Annotated in this window: 11 protein-coding genes and 2 pseudogenes; 4 read left to right on the top strand and 9 right to left on the bottom strand. The window is 52.8% G+C overall.

Annotation, left to right across the window (positions count from 1 at the left end):
- The first annotated feature begins 55 nt into the window (after nucleotides 1-55).
- The gene (gene guaA / locus ALQ04_RS23865; protein ID WP_122318178.1) at nucleotides 56-1633 is read left to right on the top strand and encodes a glutamine-hydrolyzing GMP synthase; all 1578 of its coding nucleotides are present in this window, start codon (nucleotides 56-58) and stop codon (nucleotides 1631-1633) included.
- A gap of 417 nt (nucleotides 1634-2050) precedes the next feature.
- Here the strand turns inward: guaA and ALQ04_RS27405 are convergent, their stop codons facing one another.
- The 5 genes and pseudogenes from ALQ04_RS27405 to ALQ04_RS23845 all read right to left on the bottom strand — a co-directional run bounded on the left by ALQ04_RS27405 (nucleotide 2051) and on the right by ALQ04_RS23845 (nucleotide 7796).
- Complete coding sequence (locus ALQ04_RS27405) at nucleotides 2051-2737, bottom strand: transposase (protein ID WP_259645084.1); 687 nt, start codon at nucleotides 2735-2737, stop codon at nucleotides 2051-2053.
- A gap of 54 nt (nucleotides 2738-2791) precedes the next feature.
- Entirely contained in the window at nucleotides 2792-3058 is a 267-nt protein-coding gene (locus tag ALQ04_RS27400; protein WP_259645083.1) for a hypothetical protein, read from the bottom strand.
- Nucleotides 3059-3281: 223 nt separating this feature from the next.
- A pseudogene (locus ALQ04_RS23855) lies at nucleotides 3282-3542 on the bottom strand (transposase); the annotation flags it as partial.
- A gap of 715 nt (nucleotides 3543-4257) precedes the next feature.
- A complete protein-coding gene (locus tag ALQ04_RS23850; protein WP_122318177.1) occupies nucleotides 4258-4707 on the bottom strand; it encodes a hypothetical protein in 450 nt (149 codons plus the stop codon).
- Nucleotides 4708-4718: 11 nt separating this feature from the next.
- Nucleotides 4719-7796: an ATP-binding protein gene (locus tag ALQ04_RS23845; RefSeq protein ID WP_122318176.1), complete on the bottom strand. Its 3078-nt coding sequence runs from the start codon at nucleotides 7794-7796 to the stop codon at nucleotides 4719-4721.
- Between the two features lie 499 nt (nucleotides 7797-8295).
- On the opposite strand from ALQ04_RS23845, the pseudogene ALQ04_RS27395 reads away from it, so the two are divergent.
- Both ALQ04_RS27395 and ALQ04_RS26990 read left to right on the top strand, forming a co-directional pair.
- Nucleotides 8296-8387, top strand: a pseudogene (locus ALQ04_RS27395) (cytochrome B); the annotation flags it as partial.
- 339 nt (nucleotides 8388-8726) lie between these two features.
- A complete protein-coding gene (locus ALQ04_RS26990; protein ID WP_183142267.1) occupies nucleotides 8727-8900 on the top strand; it encodes a hypothetical protein in 174 nt (57 codons plus the stop codon).
- Nucleotides 8901-9239: 339 nt separating this feature from the next.
- Here ALQ04_RS26990 and ALQ04_RS23830 read toward each other — a convergent pair whose 3' ends face one another.
- Both ALQ04_RS23830 and ALQ04_RS23825 read right to left on the bottom strand, forming a co-directional pair.
- The gene (locus tag ALQ04_RS23830; protein WP_122318174.1) at nucleotides 9240-11186 is read right to left on the bottom strand and encodes a bifunctional diguanylate cyclase/phosphodiesterase; all 1947 of its coding nucleotides are present in this window, start codon (nucleotides 11184-11186) and stop codon (nucleotides 9240-9242) included.
- A 589-nt stretch (nucleotides 11187-11775) separates the two neighbouring features.
- Nucleotides 11776-12423, bottom strand: a complete 648-nt coding sequence (locus ALQ04_RS23825) for a TetR/AcrR family transcriptional regulator (RefSeq protein ID WP_122318173.1) — start codon at nucleotides 12421-12423, stop codon at nucleotides 11776-11778.
- A 107-nt stretch (nucleotides 12424-12530) separates the two neighbouring features.
- Here ALQ04_RS23825 and ALQ04_RS23820 point away from each other — a divergent pair, with 107 nt between their 5' ends.
- Entirely contained in the window at nucleotides 12531-13424 is an 894-nt protein-coding gene (locus ALQ04_RS23820; protein ID WP_122318172.1) for an NAD(P)/FAD-dependent oxidoreductase, read from the top strand.
- Nucleotides 13425-13490: 66 nt separating this feature from the next.
- Here ALQ04_RS23820 and ALQ04_RS23815 read toward each other — a convergent pair whose 3' ends face one another.
- Nucleotides 13491-16385, bottom strand: coding sequence for a membrane-targeted effector domain-containing toxin (locus tag ALQ04_RS23815; RefSeq protein WP_122318171.1), 2895 nt, complete (start codon nucleotides 16383-16385; stop codon nucleotides 13491-13493).
- Nucleotides 16386-16463: 78 nt separating this feature from the next.
- Nucleotides 16464-18884 carry a TonB-dependent receptor gene (locus ALQ04_RS23810; protein ID WP_122318170.1) on the bottom strand — a complete coding sequence of 807 codons (2421 nt, stop codon included), beginning with the start codon at nucleotides 18882-18884 and terminating at the stop codon, nucleotides 16464-16466.
- Nucleotides 18885-18953 lie beyond the last annotated feature (69 nt).

The following is an 18953-nucleotide window of genomic DNA, read 5'->3' as shown; positions in this document are numbered from 1 at the left end:
GACAACTTGCAGCTTGCAGCTTAAAGCTTGCAACTGCTCTTTAGAGCTTCCCCCCATGGCCCTCGATATTCACGCCCACCGTATTCTGATCCTCGATTTCGGTTCCCAGTACACCCAGTTGATCGCCCGTCGTGTGCGTGAAATCGGTGTTTACTGCGAGCTGCATCCGTTTGACATGGATGACGAAGCGATTCGCGAATTCGCCCCGCGCGGGATCATCCTCGCTGGCGGCCCCGAGTCCGTGCACGAAGCCAACAGCCCGCGTGCTCCGCAGGCCGTATTCGACCTCAACGTACCGGTCTTCGGCATCTGCTACGGTATGCAGACCATGGCCGAGCAGTTGGGTGGCCGTGTTGAAGGCTCCGACCTGCGCGAGTTCGGCTACGCCCGTGTCGATGTGGTCGGCAAGAGCCGCGTACTCGACGGCATCGAAGACCATATAGACGCCGATGGCGTGTTTGGCCTTGATGTGTGGATGAGCCACGGCGACAAGGTTACCGAAATCCCGGACGGCTTCCACGTCCTGGCCAGCACCCCGAGCTGCCCGATTGCCGGCATGGCTGACGACACCCGTGGCTACTACGGCGTGCAGTTCCACCCGGAAGTGACCCACACCAAGCAGGGCGGCCGCATCCTGTCGCGCTTCATCCTCGACATCTGTGGTTGTGAAGCTCTGTGGACGCCTTCGCACATTGCTGACGATGCGATTGCCAACATCCGTGCCCAGGTCGGCACCGACAACGTTCTGCTGGGCCTGTCCGGCGGCGTTGACTCCTCGGTTGTTGCCGCTTTGCTGCACAAGGCCATTGGCGACCAACTGACCTGCGTCTTCGTCGACAACGGCTTGCTGCGTCTGCACGAAGGCGAGCAGGTCATGGCCATGTTCGCCGAGAACATGGGCGTCAAGGTGATCCGCGCCAACGCCGAAGAGCAGTTCCTGAACAACCTGGCTGGCGAAAGCGACCCGGAGAAAAAGCGCAAGATCATCGGTCGCACCTTCATCGACGTGTTCGATGCCGAATCCTGCAAGCTGGACAACATCAAGTATCTGGCGCAAGGCACCATCTACCCGGACGTGATCGAGTCGGCTGGCGCGAAAAGCGGCAAGGCTCACGTCATCAAGTCGCACCACAACGTGGGCGGCCTGCCGGAAGAAATGAACCTCAAGCTGGTCGAGCCACTGCGCGAACTGTTCAAGGACGAGGTCCGTCGCCTCGGCCTGGAACTCGGCCTGCCATACGACATGGTCTACCGCCACCCATTCCCGGGCCCGGGCCTGGGCGTGCGGATCCTCGGTGAAGTGAAGAAGGAATACGCCGACCTGCTGCGTCGCGCCGACCACATCTTCATCGAAGAGCTGCGCAAGGCCGACTGGTACCACAAGGTCAGCCAGGCATTCGTGGTATTCCAGCCGGTCAAATCGGTTGGCGTCGTAGGCGATGGCCGCCGCTACGCCTGGGTCGTCGCCCTGCGCGCCGTGGAAACCATCGACTTCATGACCGCACGTTGGGCACACCTGCCTTACGAACTGCTGGAAACCGTCAGCGGGCGGATCATCAACGAGATCGATGGGATTTCGCGGGTGACTTATGACGTTTCGAGCAAGCCGCCGGCGACGATTGAGTGGGAATGATCCCGCGTCCGGCACTGCCCGGCACGATCTAGCAAAAAATGCCCTGAAGCCCGCGTAATTGCGGGCTTTTGGCTTTCCTAAGAAACACCCTCCGTTGGCTGAAGAGTGAAACCAAATTCGGCAGCACAGCGATGTAGACACTTTACGACCCGCTCCCGATATCTCTGTTCATACTGGTCTGCTCCGGGGTCTTGATAGCTCATACCGAAACGCATCGCGTTGTAGTACAGAACCGCAATTTTTCGGGCGGTCGCGGTGACTGCTTTGGCTTTTCCGATTCGAGCGGCAAGGCGTCTATAGAAGGCCCCAAGCGCAGTACTCGTTTTCCCTACTGTGACAGCAGCCAAGCGCAACTGGGCAGTAACTCGATTCTTGGTTTTCCGAGTATGAGCGGAAAGCACCTTACCGCCGCTGATCCTACATCCCGGCAAGCGTCAACCACGAAGTAAAATGATGATAAGTGCGCCATCGGCTCAGATCTGTACCGTATTCGGCGACCAGCCGCAGTGCCAGAAAGGGGTCAATGCCATGTATTTGCGTGAGGTTTACGCCGACCAGTTGATAGAGCAACGTGCGAACATCGAAGTTAAGTGCATTCGGTTGCCGGGTTTTATGACGTGGTTTAGGCAATGGTTCTGACGGACGCAACTTTTCCTGTGAAAGCTTGATGAGCACTTGTGCAATTTGCTGATCGCAGATGAGGAGCTGCGCTTGGTAAGCGTCATACATTGTCAGTGCTTGTGACAGGGCAAATATGTGCTCCGGCTGATAATTGCCGACTAGCGCAGCTTCAATGACATTGATACCGGCTTTACAGCGGGTATCGCTCATGGCAGCCAGTACTGACGGGCTTCGCTCACTGGCCACAATGGCCCGAATTATTCGCATGCCGGTCACTCCGGTGACATTCGCCACGACATGGTGCGGTTGCAAATTCATATGGGTGAGCGCTTTTTGCATGTGCTGAATATGTGCGGCCGCGTAGTCAAGGTGGCGCTCTCGTAATCTTAAATAGCTGCGTAAAGCCGAGATTTCGTGATCTGGACGGAAGCTAGCTCGAAGCAATCCGGCAGGAATGGAGTCGTTGAATCCACTGCGCATCATTCACGTCGGTTTTACGCCCTGGCACTGCGCGAGCATCTCGGGCATTAGCAAGTACTACATGAAGCCGTGCGTTTCGAGTATCTCGTAAACCGGAATCCAATAAACGCCGGTCGACTCCATGGCGACTGTCGAGATGCCGAGGCTCACCAGCCAATTAGCCATCCGCTCAGGATCAGCGGTGAAGGCATTAAAGGTTTGAATCGGATCGTGCGCGAGATCAGCTGGAACGGCGACAACATGAAAGCGTGAATTAATATCAATGCCGGCCGCTCGAATATTAATTACCGGTAACCCTCTGCTTTTTAAGTCAGACTTTTTCATACGCACCTCCAGTCAAGGGCAGGACTGGACGGGGACTCGGATCAAATCACATTCCTAAACGGGTTCATGAAAGCGCCACCACTAACGGGTCCGCAGCTTCCCCTGGGTCAAGTTTTTTGACGGAGACTTAGCCTCCAAAAAGCCAGCGACCACTGTCCAGAAATGTAAATGTAGTACGTAGTGTTTCTAGCCCAATGGGCCGCGGAGTGCCGGGGAGGCGGTTTTTTAAAATGGATTTCTCCCTTTCAAGAGGAGCGATCCGGGCTTCCAGCTCCTGGATCTTCTGCTGCTCGGGCGTCAGAGCCTTGCTTTGAGGCGTAACGCCAGCGCGTTCCTGCTGAAGCTGGTTGACCCAGCGGCGCAGTGCAGACTCGACAACCCCGAGTGAACGACTGGCTTCGATATGGCTATAGCCTTGATCGAGCACGAGGCCTGCGGCCTCGCGTTTGAATTCAGCGGAAAAGGAACGACGTTGTTTGGTCATCAGACACCTCTATCTGGCGATATTCTCGCCTAAATGGGTGTCCGGAATCATTAGACCACTACACTAGATATGAACCGTTCGCAAAGATACGCATGTATTTGCGTCGAATCGGACGGCAAGATGTGTGTTGGTAGGGTACGGGTAAGCCTGCACCCTACCAACACGTCCCCTCATTCGCCTTCGGCTCAACGGTTCTTGGTCTGCGAGGTATACAGTTGCCACCGCGAAATTGAGAAATGTTAAAGCGAAGTTTGCATAATGCTGAAACAGCATGTAAGTGCTGTGGGCGCTTTTCTGAAAAATAGTAAAGATTGGAAGTTTAGCCGATTTATTTAATTGTTTCGATTAAATATTTTTTGAAAGAAAAAATAAGCGCATATGCAACAGAATTAAGTTGATGGTGTGTATTGATACAGGGATATCGAGGTGTTATGAGTTTTTTGGTAAGTGGTAATGAAGTATGGGGAGCGAATTAAATAATATTATGATAGTGTCGTTCACTTGCCAGTAGTGTCGACTGAAATGAGTAACAGATTGTCTTTCTGTCCTGTTGTTGGGTTACGTGCCGTTTACTGAGTTTTTGGATTAGAGTGGATTTGAATATCTTGAGCTCACTAAGCTGTTTAAGTTTTAAGTCAGTATTTTATTTTGCTCTTTTTGATTAGGTATTTTCAGGTTTGGAGGGGCGGCCCTCAGTTGGGCCGCCGCTTCGTACTTAGCAAAAAAGTGAAGTGATATGGTTGTGATAAGTATATATCCAACCCAGTAGCACGGTTGCAACGATTATGCCCAAGTATGTTTCATACCAACGAAAAATTGACGTAAAGGTTACTGGTGACCTTTTTTTACCGTGGACCGCAACCTCGATTTCTGATTCATCCTTTCTATATTTTAGCCACGATGCAACGCCTCCTATCAAAAGCGTTAGTATTAATGTGCTAAGTGCAATTATCATTGCTAAAAGGCAGCTGGAAAAAAAAGAAGCGAGTTCTTTTGTTATGGTTAGACCTCTCCAAAGGGTAATTACGTTGTATTGCCCTGCGGCGAGCGCTAAGAGAAGCACTTGATATATGGCGGCAATCTTAAAAGTTGCTTCATTTAAGTGCTGTTTTCTTAGAAGAATGTATTTGTAGCGTTCCAGTAAAAAAATATTTTTGTCGTACATTTTAAATCCTTTTAATTTTCTTCGGATGATCCACGACGTTTCCAAGCGAATGGATTAAATACTTTGTCTTTACTTAAGCTGATTGCTTCGACAATTTTATTTAAGTCGATAAACTCTTCGATGAATTCATAGTTGCTATTGATTATTATTCTTTCAATTAGCTCGATTGTGTATTGGTCTTTTTTTATCCCGTATCCTCTTAGTAAATCAAAGATAGAGGCATAGCCAAGAACTACCTTTTCATAGTTGTTAACTTGTGAGGTCCAGATGTTTTTTAAGAATTTAGATACGGAGTCGTTGGGTTGAAGGAATGTATGCTTGTCTGATATGACGGCGCTGTACTCATCTAAGTTATTAACTAATATATCATCGATTGCAAATAGTGTAGGGCGAACCTCAATGCCTCTCCTGTCCCTATGATGCGAGCCAATTACCCAAAATCTTCTGTCCTGTAGTCCTACACTTGTCAATAATTTTTCGGTATTTATCCATTTTTCTTTTTCAACTATTTTATCCCATCGCATCGTAACGTTTCGTGCGCCTTCATTTGCTTCAATAAGTGCTGGTTCAAAAGTCTTTCTGATAGCTTCGTCTAAATGGGGTGTGTTTCCAAAATTGCAAAATATTGCTCCGTTGGGCATAGATAGAGGACCATCCTGCAAACTTTCTAGAATTGTTGCTGCAGTTATATCTTTTGGTGCCTCTCGGACGAAATATTCGATTGATGAGTTTAGAGAGGAGTTTATAGTCCAAAAAGAATCTTTTTTGCAGAGTTCCATAAAGGAGATGTTGGTGCGTTTTCCAAGATCTTCTATGATAATAAATGGCACTTGCTCCAGTTTCTCTGATAGGAGGTTGGGCCGAATTGCCGCCACATTGTCGTGCACAAGCGGTGATGCTATATAAGGTGCTTGTTCTACTGCCCTAGAGAGAGAGTATTCATTAGTGCTGGAAAGTCTATCTATTTCTGTGTGAATGTGTTTGGTATAGAGCCCATATATTTTTTGTAATGAGTCTTTATATTCTGCCGTATCCTCAATTGCGGATCTAGCTACGTTGGTTTTTGGTGCATTACTTCCTACGATGTTAGCGATTGCTAGTATTCCCGGAGCCCTAAAGCCAGGTGTGTTGAAATCGACTCCAACACCTTCAATGCATGTCGCTACAAAGCTGTTTTCTTCTTCTTGAGGTTCAAAGCGCAGCTTTTCACTCCTCATAACAAAACTCCAGTCTTTATAGAGTTCGTCTCGGATAACAGCATAGGCTAATGTTACTCCTCCATCCATTAATTCTCTAACCTCAACTCGTTCACTCGCTCTTACGGAGGTGTAGCTAAGGTTTTTCAGTTGTTCTTCTACAGCTTCTTTTGGTGATTTATATCCGATAGATACTGGTTCATGATCGTCGACCTTGACTGTCACTTTGCAACGAGGAAATAGCAGCCACATTTTAGCTATATCTAAAACATTATCGATTGATGCAGTTGTTCGTAATGTTAGTTTTACTCTCGATCCATGAGGATGAACACCAATCTGATCGCGCTCCCTGATTTTATCCAGTAGTTTAATTAGATACTTACCATGAACAGATCTGAGCGAAATTTGTCTGGCCTCGGGATCCTCGACGCTGCACGTAGTTATTTCGACTTGGTCTGCTACCATGAAGGCTGAAAGAACACCAATACCAAAGCGACTTATTGAAGAAAAATTAGGGTGCTCCTCTCGAAATTTTGGGTCTTGATATCGTGATGAGCCAACCTTAAGCAGGTGGGCTTCAATAACTTCTTGAGACATACCTGTCCCGTTGTCCCTTACTTCTAATGTGCGATCTTTAGAGTTCCAGATTATATCAATTTTTCCAAAGTTATCAGAGTTATCTTTTATTAGCTCTGCTTGGAGTCGCACTGCATCTAATGCGTTTTGGGTAAGTTCCCTAATTACCACATTAGTGTCATTATACAACGTGTGTCCGGTTAGTAAGTCAAGGATTTTTTGCTGGTCTAACTTGAAGCCAAATGCTTTTGTTAAAAAACCCTCTGCTTCTACTCCAGTATCATCAATATGTTTCCAAGGAAATAAAGGCGGATCAGGGATGGTTTTGGATGTTTGTTTCAGTGCATCTTGACATGCTTGGAGTTGGCTTTTGGCGTAGGCGATATAACTGGTTAATCCAAAAAAGCCATCCGACTTTTCAAATCTCGCGTGAATTTCTATTGTGTCGGACACTGCCTTAGTAGATGCCTGACCGTCTCGATCAATTCCTGGTGCTGCCCTTACTGTTCGTACAGCACCTTGTTTTTGCCACTCAAGCTGGCTGATAGGGTCTTGGGGATTGATTATTTTATATAATATTGACGGCGCTCGTCCTTGTGTGATTTGAAGAAGATCAACTGTACGAAGGATTACTGCTAAATACTGAAGATTAGCTGTCTCAGTAGGATTATTGCCGTAAGGCATTGATACCTTATATTTGTGGGCGTCGGCAATGTCATCTATAGTGTGACTCTCACATAAAAGTGCTAAGTCACGCTTTACAATTATATCAAGTTTTCCAATTAGACCTTGAATGGCTTCCTTTGTTTCTGCTGTGGTATCGTCACTTCTATCCTTCCCAAGTATCCACTCTTTTACTCGCGCTCCATGTGTACGCCTTACAAATTCTTGATAGTTTATTTTGTCGCGCATCTCCTCTGAGAGCATAGCTATTTTTGCGCTATACTCATCATCTGCGCTATTAAATCGTTGCTCTCTCATGTAACTTTGAAAGTCGGTATTTTTATATCTTAGGTTAAATTCATTTTGAGTAACCAGTAAGCCTAGGTCGTGAAAATAAATACTCAAAGTCAAAAGAAGATAGTCAGCAGGTTGTAGTCTTGCTTTAGTCTGCTCTGGTATTATCCAGTCGGCCATATTTAGCATGGATTCGACATGATCGAAATTGTGATTGGTGTACTCGTTAAAGAAACCATATCGTTGCACTTCGTTTAGCAGTAATCTAACTTGTTCTCTGATGTCATGTATGTTTATGGGGAAAGCAGATAGTTTCGTAGCTTCTTCTGCACGTAACTCAATTTTTGTTAATTCTGCCACTATGATATCCCTTCATTTTTAAAAAAACTGAACCAGAGTTATAAAATATTGCGCAGTCCGAATGGCTAATGAATTCGCAACGCCTAAATATCTCATTAGTGATGGCAAAAGGCAATCACGGTAAAGCTGCTAAGAATGGACATCGATGTCACGCCGAGGATCGTTGCACGAATATCTTGGTCTACGCTAATTTCACCAGATTATCGACCGCGATCATTCATCTAGCGAGGAGTCGGCATGGAGCCTAAAGGGCGATGTGAAATACGACCTTCGGATACCCTCATGGAACAGGCTATTTCTGCATTGAAGCTTTACAGAGATGCTGAATCTGCGGGCCGACCAAATGAAGAAATCGAGCGGCTGCGACGATCCGCTGAGTTTTCATTTCAAGCCATCTCAGACTGGAATCTGTGGATGCTTTGACGAGAGACGCCTGAGGAGGCGAACTGACCGATCTCCTATATAAAGGCACCCATATGAAGGTGATTCTTAATCTCTCAAGTGCTGGCATGAGCTACTTGGCACTGCGGGATCTGGTTGATTGGTTTGCATGCGTTGGCGGGGCTGTTTCATCATTGGATGAAGGACAATCGCTGGAAAGGATGTTGATTGAGCGAAATTCATCAAGGACAGCTATTGGCCGATTCTGTCGGAGAAGTCGGACATGGTTTTCACGGCAGAAAAGTACGCGTCTGAGATTGAAGTCTTGAATCACCACACAGGTATTTATACTCGGGTTTCACGCCGCAGCTTGCTGAACGGCGCTTTCATGAGTCAATCCGCTGGCGGTTTGAGAAAATCGACGTTTTCAACAGAATAGGCCGATTTCTGTCAGTCGTCACAAGCAGTACAGGCCAGAAACTGACGGATTTGTAATGCCCTGAGCAGCTATTCTTGAGGCTGAGGGCATTTACGAACAGGGGGCGATTGATGAAAGACCGTAGTCACGATGAGGCAATGGTAGAGCTTTTCCATGCCGATCCGTCTTTTGCGGCGGAGCTGCTGGCAGAGGTTGTTCGTGATGGTAATGCGGATGAGTTGGCCATCCTAGAGAGGCATCTATCGGCAGCCTTTGCCACGAAAGAGGCTAAGCCGACTTCTTGAACGTTTTACTTTGCGTGGCTTTTTTCATGGTTGTTTCCTAAGACTCTGTTTTATAAGTTTTTTCTGACCAATTGATAATAGAGTGGGAATATCCCGCGTCCGGCACTGCCCGGCACGATCTAGCAAAAAATCCCCTGAAGCCCGCGTAATTGCGGGCTTTTGGCTTTTTGGGTCTGGCAAATTCTGGCAGCGTTCTGCCTCCCACAGCCTTACCAGCGCTATACCAGAGACACCACACACTTAACGAGTACAGAGCCATGACATTCGCAAGGGTACGAAGTTGAATCAGGGGCTGTTGCCGGGGCACAAGCGCGAGTTGCGCCTTGCCCTGTCGGCGGATTAAACCGCCTGCACCCTGGCCAGTTGCTCGCTTTCAAGCCAGGTGCTGATGTCGCTGGCGCGCATGGGTTTGGAGAACAGGTAGCCCTGGGCCCATGCGCAGCCAAGGTTTTTCAGGGCGTCGAGTTCTGCGGCGGTTTCCACGCCTTCGACGATGCATTCCAGCTGCATGTCCTGGCACAGGGCAATCAGCGACTTGACGATCTTGAAGCTGGCCGGGTCGAGGTGGATGTTGGTGACGAAGGTGCGGTCCACCTTCAGTTTGGTCAGCGACAGCGCGTGGATCTGGCTCAGGCTGGAATAGCCGGTGCCGAAGTCGTCGAGGGAAATGCCGCAGCCCAGTTCGCGAAACCGGCTGATCGCTCGCTGGGTCTGCGGCAGGTCCTGGATGACCGCGGTTTCGGTGATTTCCAGATCGAGACAGGTCGGGTCGAAACGGCTGTTCTTGATCAGTTCGACGATCTGCTGGGTGGCGTCCTCCGAACCACAGTCGTGGGCGGACAGGTTGAATGACAGGCGCATACCTGCAGGCCAGTTCGCGGCAGCGTCCAGTGCCTTGCTCAGCAACGGCACCGTGAGGCGATTGACCATGCCGACGCGCTCGGCAATCGGGATGAAATCACTGGGCGGCACGTTACCCAACTCCGGGCTTTCCCAGCGTGCCAGTGCCTCGAACGCAACTGTTTGCTGACTGTGAATATCCACGATGGGCTGGAACACCACGTGAAACTCACAATCCAGATCGGCCCTGCGCAGGGCCTGTTCGGTCAGTCCTTCGCGATTGAGCTGCTGGCGATGGGCTGCGCTGAACAGGCTGACCGTGCCGGGGCGGTGGCGCTTGCTCTGATACAGGGCATAGTCGGCGTATTCATACACTTGCGTGGCGTCGGATGCCTGATCCGGGAAGGTCGCGATGCCTAGTGATGCACTGATCTGAATAGGGATGTCCACCAGCAGAAACGGCTCGCGCATGCTTGCGCAGATTTTCTCGCCAAATGCCCGCAACTGATCGTCGCTCATGGCCTGAGTGATGATCAGGCCGAACTCGTCGCCTCCCAGTCGGGCCAGGTGCACATCTTCGTCGAGTAGCCCGGTCAGGCGCTGGCCAACCTGACAGAGCAGCTTGTCACCAATGCTATGGCCATACAGATCGTTGACCGGTTTGAAGCCATCCAGGTCGATCAGCCCCACGGCGAGGCGAATCTCCTGCTCGCGGGCGCGGGACAGCAGCGTATCGAGACGGGAAAAGAACTGCCGCCGATTGGCCAGTCCGGTCAGGCTGTCCTGATTGGCCAGGTGAAGGTTTTCCTCGCTGAGCTTTGCCGTATGTGCCTGCATGTTCACCAGCCGGGTGAAGTCGGCGTACTGCGCCTTGAGAATGATCAGCATGGCGATGGACACCAGCAGGACGTCAATCGCAGTGGCAATAAAGGTAATGATATTGGTGGACGCGAAGAACACCACGAATGCGGTGTTGACCACTGCTGTGGTTGCCAGGGCTGCTGGCAGCAGGTGCATCATGCAAAAAATGCAGCCGATGACGGTGATCGCCATATAAAAGGCGACATGCGCCTGGGTATAGCTGTCGCCATAGGGAAACAGCGCCAGCGACCAGGCAGTGAACGCCACGGCGACAAATGGCGCGAGCATATTGGTGCGTTTCAGCGCCGCCAGCATCTGTGCCGGGCTGCGCGTCCGCCCGCGCGTGCGCATCCATTCCGCCGCACGAATCACTCCGAACAACGTCATGATCAACGGGCAATACACTACCAGCCAGCGCGGCGCGACCGCAAAGTGGGTGCCCGCCAGCATCAGGGTGTTGATCAGCAGGATGAAATACATCATGGGCAATTGGCGAGACAGCGCGATGTATTGCGCCTTGACCAGACCAGGATTGTCCTTGGGGACAGACATTAATGCTCGCACGCCGAGCAGTGTTTTTTTCATCAGGCGACGCTCTGAAAATACAACCAGATAAATAACTGAACGGATTATCCTTTCCAGACCGGACCGAGTAGAGCCAAGCACTCCTCTCATGGGACCGTGTCGGCCAGACACTCTGGTTTCTACAATCTTTACGACTAGTGGCACTTTGATTTCGTTCCGTCAGTCGGCCGTAATAATTAGAGCGAGTCAAGCGCCGTCGAACAGCATCGACAGTTAACGCCCAGTGGGCTGTCATCTACGACGATTGGCGCTTTTTTCCGGAGGCGATGCTTGCCGCAATGAAAAACGTTGAAGAGGAATTAGGCACCGAGGAGTTTGGTTCGTGGTCCGGCTTTGAGTGAGTGATGATCAATGGCTACGTGGGGCTCAGATGGCCGACTCGCCTGGGAGATGCGCAGATCTGTTTACGAGAGCGAATTATCAATGGCGTTTTTAATGACGCACATTGCATGTATGTGAGAGAGCTACCTCGATACCATGTCACGGATAAGGAATGCCGGTATGGTATCGAGAACGCTAAGCAGCGCAGATGTCAGCAGCAACTGTTTTCCAGTCTCTACTATGGCCTTGAGCGCGCTGGATCAAATGCTTATCCGCTCACGTGGTCGTTGCCACCATGCGCCGCGATGAACATGGCGACGGCCGACCGGCAATAGGATTCGATTTCGTTGTCGTTCTCTGCTCTCGCTTCATCGAAGCGGGCGATGATCAGGAGATCGGATCCTTTGATAAGCGCGGCAAACAAGCGGGCGGACTGGATAGGGTCGGGTACGTTCAAAACGGCCTTCGCATGCAACTGACGCAACAGTGCCTCGATTTGGGCCATGACGTGGGCGGGGCCGGCTTCGTATTGGCGTTTGCTTAACGACTTTTGATTGGTCTTGTCGGCCATGATCATGACTTCGACACTACGGACGTCCGGGCTTAACAGCGTGCGAAGCAGAGATGACCCCACCGCCATGAGCTGATCTTCGGCCGAACCGTCGAAGCTTTCAAAAAGAGCCTGTGGTGCAAACTGATGGCAGCGGGCCGCGATGGTCGCGCTGAACAGCGCCTCCTTGTTCTCGAAGTGCCGATAGATGCTTAGCTTGGATATCTTCGCCCGCTGGGCGACCTTGTCCATGGTCGTTGCTTGAAAACCCAATTCCACAAAGAGTTCGTATGCGGCGTCGATGATCGTTTGGCCTAGCGCCTCGTTGGCGGGCCGGCCGCGCCGGCTCTGGCTGTCTTCGGTCATAAAAATTCCAGTACTTGACAGTATTTTAATTCTTTAATTATGGTACTTAAGAGTATCTTAAATCTGCAAGCCAATCTCTCTTCATCCATAGCGCGGAGCCTATCACCATGAATGACGTCATCATCATCGGCGGCAGCTTTGCCGGTCTTGCCGCCGCCCTGCAGCTTGGTCGTGCCCGGCGCAAAGTCATCGTTCTCGATACCGGTCTGCCGCGCAATCGTTTCGCTGGCCACTCGCATGGGTTGCTCGGTCACGATCACAAGCCTCCGCTGGACATCCTGGCCGAGGCGAGGCAGCAACTGGCGCGTTATCCCTCCATCAGGCTCATCAATGCCCGGGCCGAAAGCGTCTCCGGTGCCATTGATAATTTTTGCGTACTCACTGGCGATGGTGAGGACCTTGGGGCGCGCCGCCTGATCCTGAGCTATGGCGTCGCCGACCAGATGCCTGATGTTCCGGGCTTTGCAGAAGGCTGGGGCACATCCATCGTACCCTGCCCATATTGCGACGGCTTTGAAGTCTCCGGCCAGCATTGGGGGCTCGTCTGGTCCGGCCCGCAGTCGCACAACTATGTCAGGCTGTACCACGACTGGACCGACGCGTTGACGGTTTTCGCCGATGGTCACGACATTCCGCCCGACATCCAGGCTGATCTGGCGCGCCGCCACATACCTGTTATCGATGATCGGATCACCGAAATCGTCCATCACGGGAGCCATGGTGCCACCGTCAGGCTCGATACCTGTCCCGATGTCGCGGTCGACATCCTGTTCGCGCATCCGCGCAACAAACCGTCCGCAAACCTGCATGAATCACTGGGTCTCGCCACCGTCAATACGCCCTTCGGCATCGCTCTCAAGGTCGACGAGCGCCGCGAAACCAGCGTGCCAGGCGTCTATGCCGCGGGCGACCTTGCGAACCCTCTCATGGCCTCCGTCACTCTGGCAATATCGCATGGAGCAACGGCGGGTATCTCCGCCCAGCAGTCGATGCTGGTTTGAAAAACGGCAAGCAAACCAAAGGCCGGATAACCCCAACGCTCCCATCCGGCCTTACACCTTCACACCTCAAGAAACATCCTTCATCCCCATCAACTTGAGCGATGTCGCCAACTCCCCCAGATTGTCAAAACGTCGACCGCTGATGGCCGGCCACCTCGGGCGTTCGATAAAGATTTTGCTGCGGCTGGTTTTGATGGCCGTGCGCACCACAGTGCCGTCCGAGGCGCGGTGGATCAGTAGCGGGCTGCTGGTGTTTTTATCGATGACGAACATTCCCGGAAGTATCAGGCGGCTTTCTATCGTCGGGCGTGGATACACCTTGTTGATGGCCGTCTGCATCCTGAAGTCGCTTTTGACCAGCGTGGGCAGGGTGCCGATTTCGCCTTCCATGACTCGTCCGGGATCAACCGAAAAGCCTTCGGGCTGGCCCAGGCTGACGTCTTCGGCGCGTATGCCGATGGCGCCTTCCAGTTCGCTGATGCCTGGGATGTCCTTGTAGGTATTGGCGTGGGCATTGCCGACCAGCGCCACCCATTTATCGGTCGGGCCAAGGCTGGGTATATCGCTCTGGATGGTGGTGTGGGCGAAGTAGTTCATCATTTTGATGCGCAGCAGGCGGTTCGAGTCTTCCATGCCGATAATCCGATAGCTGGCCATACAATCGATGGGCTGGATCCGGATGTGGTTTTCAGCTGCGGCTTTCACCAGTTCGAGAAAGGTGTATTGCCCCATGGGGTCGGTGTTGTGGCCAGCGTCGAGGCTTTTCAGATAGGTTTTCAGAGTGCTGGGCATGCGTCCTGACTGGGCAAGTTTTCTCAGGTCCTGCAGGTGAAAGTCGTTGAGCAGATGTTCCATGTACAGCGTTTTGACGTTGAGCTTTCTCAACAGACGCATGTTCTCGATGAGGAATTTCTTGCTGCCCAATTCGGCGTGGCTTTCCCCGATAACCAGGCCCGGAGCATTGGCCAATATTTTCTGCAGTGTGGATTTGCAGGTGTCAGAAGCTTCGAGTCGCGGCATTTTGGGTCTGGCCGGCACTTCCAGTTGCCTGAAGAACTCGAAGGCATCGCTACGCAATCGCTCCCGGATGACTCTGAATTCGATATAGGGATCTCTCCAGGTATCGTTCCTGACCCAGTCACCCTGCAAAACCCTGCGGTCTTCACCGTTGGCTGCATCGAGCAGGCTTGGCTTCATGCTTTCGGGAACATCGTAGACGCTGGCCCTGAGTGGATAATTGATGCGTGACAGGTTCAGGCGTGACGCCACCGGCCCGCCGCCCCTTAGGCCATTGTTATTGAGCGCTTCCCATTCCCCTGCTGCGTTGATGCGTATCGGCACATTCCGGTAGAACGAGAAAGGATTGTTGGGATCGATAATGGCCCAACCGTTCAGTTCGTTGATGTAGCGAACGCGATAAGTCTCGCCATGCATCGACACGTAGGTACTGCCGTCAGACAGTTGATAAATACCCCGCATCCGGCCACTTTTCGCCACCTGAGAGCCGCTGAGCGGGATTGAGGCATTGAAGTACTCGGGCAACTCCGGTGGGTCGGCAAGCTCGGGACTTGCATCAAGTGCCGTGACAGGGTCCATCGCTGCTTCAGCCTCGGCAGGAATGGGCGGTGCTACTTCGGGATCAATATGGGGCGGGTCTGTTTCCGGAAAGCCGCTGACCAGAAACAGGCTGTTGAACAGCACGTCGATGCCACTGGTGATAGCTCCGATAACCCCCGCCTTGCGCTCGGCGGTGCTATGGCCGTTGACTGCCTGATCGATGTTCAGGCCCATGTCCGCCAGCCCGGCACCCACCACAGCCAGTGCAATGGGCCAGTCGATTGCCGCCAGGGGGCCAAGAACATGGGAGAACGCATTCAGATAGCCGATCCACATCTGTTTGCGCAGGTCGGCATTGGAGCGCATGGACAGTTCGGCGTCGGCATGCATGCGGTTGCGGGCGCTGTCCCTGAGCCAGGTGAAGGCATCCATGCCCAGATCGCGATCATTTTGATTGATCAATGAGGCGCTGGCGGTAGGCATCAGGTCCATCAGGTGGTTGAGGCCGATGTCATTGCTGATTTCATGGCGCATTGAAAGCGGGAAGTGCGAGAGAAACCGCGCCCGGTCTTCGACTTTCGCTGTTGCGCTGATCAGCCATTCCATCAAGTGGTCATGGGTATCGAAAACCTGAATCGGCGATATTTCCCCGGGTATGTAGATAATCTGTCGGCCCCTGGGAGTAACGATGCGCAGGATATCGCTGGCTTCATGACCGCCGATATCAAAGCTTGTGACGCGCATTCTGGCAGGCGCGCTCGCGGTGGCGGTCAGCATCGACAACTGAAGCGGGGCGTGAATATTGCCCGCGACGGCCTGGATCAGCGACTGGAAATCCATGACGGACAAATGACCGCTGTGCCGATCATCCAGGGCCTTGGAGAGGAAGTTGGCTTTGGCGAGAGTACGAAAGTCCTCGGCGCAGTGTTGCCAGAAACTGGCAAGTTTCTCTTTGTATTGCGCGCTGAAATCGATAGCCCACAAATCGTTCATCACATCTGCAACGAGCATTTTTACTTCAGTGCGTTGATCGTAGGTACCGGCTTGCGGATCTGCTCTGTAAAAGCCGCTCATGGTGTCCAGCTCGTCTGCATTGTCCTGATCCCCTGCATTGAATCGATGCAGAATCAGCTGTGGCAGGGTCATGGACTCACTCGGCGGCCCATAATGTTGCCAGCCATTGAAGGTAACGCTGCTGCTGACCGAAGAGGGGAAGCGATGCCAGTAGATCGTGTCGGGAGAAACATCCTGGCCGGTATGTTTCTTGAGGATATTCCTGGCGTTTTCCAGGGCCTGTTGGCGCATGTCGGGGCAGCTTTCGGCCAGACGCCGGGCAATGGCTTCCAGGGTTGTCTGATCGCGGGAAGGAGGTGGCGCGGTTATGGAATTACTGGTCGGGCTCACAGGATTTACCTCGTGTATGGAATCCTGTGAGCGTGTCGCGACTTGTTGCAGGAGAAGCGCTAAATAGTTAATGCAGAATCAATACTTCCAGGTAACGGATGCCGTGAGATTGCGCGGTGCGCCATAGTTGGTGGAACCCGCCGATTGATACAGCGACAGCAGGTATTTGCGGTCGGTGACGTTGTTCATGTTCAGCGATGTGCTCCAGTGATCGTCGAAGTCGTAGCTGGCCATCAGGTCCACCAGAGCGTAGGCCTCTTGCCGGACATTACTGTTGGTATCCAGCTCGGTTGCGCTTTGCCATTGGATGCGCGTGCCGACTTTGGCCTGGGGCAGGCCGGGCAGGCGGTAAGTCAGGCTGCCGCGCAAGCTATGAGTGGGGATGTACTTGCGAGCGTTGTCCCCGTCGTCGTCTTCGATTCGCACAAAGGTATAGCCGCCAGACAGTTCCAGGTCCGGCAGTACCTCGCCGGAAGCACCCAGCTCGACGCCCCGGCTTTTGACGTTGGTGCCGCGATACACGTATTGGCCTCCGACTATCTCGCCGGTGAGTTCGGCGACGTTTTGCTGATCGGTCTTGAATACCGCAGCGGTGACAGTCAGTCGTTCATCGAGCAGAAGTCCTTTCACTCCGGCCTCGATGCTTTTTCCTTCAAGTGGCAGGATTATTCCGCCGCTGGTGCTGCGCACGTACTGGGGTTTGAAGATCTCGGTCCAACTGGTGTAAAGGCTCCATTGCGGGGTGAGGTCATAAACCAGGCCGGTGTATGGCGTTACCTTGCCGTGTACTCGCGTGTTGTGCGGCGAACCGTAGCCAGCCCCCTCGCCATCGGCGCTGAGCATGCGTGCCCCGGCGATCCAGTGCAGTTCATCCATAAGGCTGAAGCGCGCTCCGGCGAATATGCTTTTTTGTCGGTCGGTGAACAGTTGGGTATTGAGGTCGTCGGTGTAGGTCAAGGCAGGCTGTACCACGTTACCGGCCAGTGCATCGGCGAGGCTGACAAGCTGGTTGCCCGATGCATCTCTATAGTGTCCGCGCTCGTCATGATGGGTACGTCCGTAATTGGCGCCCAGGGTCAATTCGTGTTCGCGTCCGAGCAATCTGAAAGGCCCGGATAATCTCGCCTCACCCGTCACCTGATGTTCCGTGCTGGTGGTGCGGTTGATATAGGCGTAGGCATCGCTGGCCGTTGCCGGTATGGCGTAGAGCATTTTGGTATCGGAATCCTGACTCATTCCGGCAAGGGTGAGGGTGCTGGCCCAGCCATTGTCGAAAGCGTGTGTCAGTTCGACGAATGCACGTTTGGTATGCACGTCCCAGTAGGTCCAGGGTTGACCGACGCTGGAGCTGCGGCTGCTGTAGTGAATGCGGTTGCCCGCGTAATCGGCGATCGGCAAGGCGCCCCAGGTGCTGCCATTCGAGTAGCTGTTTTGCTGGGTAAAGCCGACGGTCAGGGTGTCGGCATCGGACAGGTCAAAGGCCAGCAGGCCTGCTGCCACGTTGACCTCGTGGCTATAGTGGTCAAGGTAGGAGTTACCCTGGTCGTGCGAAGTGATGAAGCGTCCGCGAACGTTGCCGCTGTCAGTCAGGGGGCCGGATACATCCAGACCCAGCCGGCGGTTGTCCCAGGAGCCGATGCTGCTGTCGATTCTGGCCTGGAAGTTATCGGTAGGCCGCTTGCGGACAAGATTGACCGTGGCCGACGGATCCCCCGTACCGCTCATGAGCCCGTTGGCGCCATGCAGCACGTCAACCTGCTCGAATTCGGTCATGTCCTGATCGCCGACCAGCACGCCGCCCGAGAAAGGCAGGCTCATGCCATCGTATTCAAAGTTTTCGATCTTGAAGCCACGGGAAGTAAAGGCGGTGCGATCAGTTTCAAACTGCTCGACAGTAACTGAAGGCGCGTTGCGCAGCGCCTCTTTCACACTGTTGAGTTTGAAATCGTCCATTTGCTCGCGGGTAACGACCGTGATCGCCTGCGGTGTGTCCTTGTCGCTCAGCCCCAGGCGCGTTGTGCTGGAGGAGGGTTTGCCTTGATAGCCCAGGCTCGAACCGTCGTCGTACATAGCCTGATTCTGAATCCGGGTAGGACCAAGGATGACCTGGTTGCCAGCATTCCTGTTGTCCACCGGGACAAGGTAGACCGTGGCCGCGTCGGTGCGGGCGAAGCTGTAACCGCTGTTTTGCAGTAACTTCAGCAATGCATCTTCGGCTGAATAGCTGCCGACGACGGCAGCGCTGCGCAAGCTCGCGTCCAGATTGCCGTCAAGCAGTACGTTCTGCCCGGACTGGCGACTGAAGTCCAGCAGAGCCTGACGCAGTTGTTGCGCAGGAATATTGAGCGATAGTTTTTCCGCTGTGGCCACAGTCGCGGGAGCTGATTCAGCATGAGCCTGAATGGCACCGGCAAGCAGGGTACACGCGAGTGCGGCGCTCAGGGCGGTGCGCTGCCAGCGTGTATCGATTCCGGGGCGTTGGTTGGGTTGCTTTGCCATTCAGGTGGTTCCTACGAGAGGTGCACAAGCGTGCGAATATCAATCAGTCTCGTTAAGACGCACGAGCAA

This window comes from Pseudomonas cichorii, assembly GCF_003700275.1.
GTDB lineage: Bacteria > Pseudomonadota > Gammaproteobacteria > Pseudomonadales > Pseudomonadaceae > Aquipseudomonas > Aquipseudomonas cichorii_B.
Note: the sequence above shows the minus strand (reverse complement) of the source record. Positions and strands in the feature narration are given on the sequence as shown.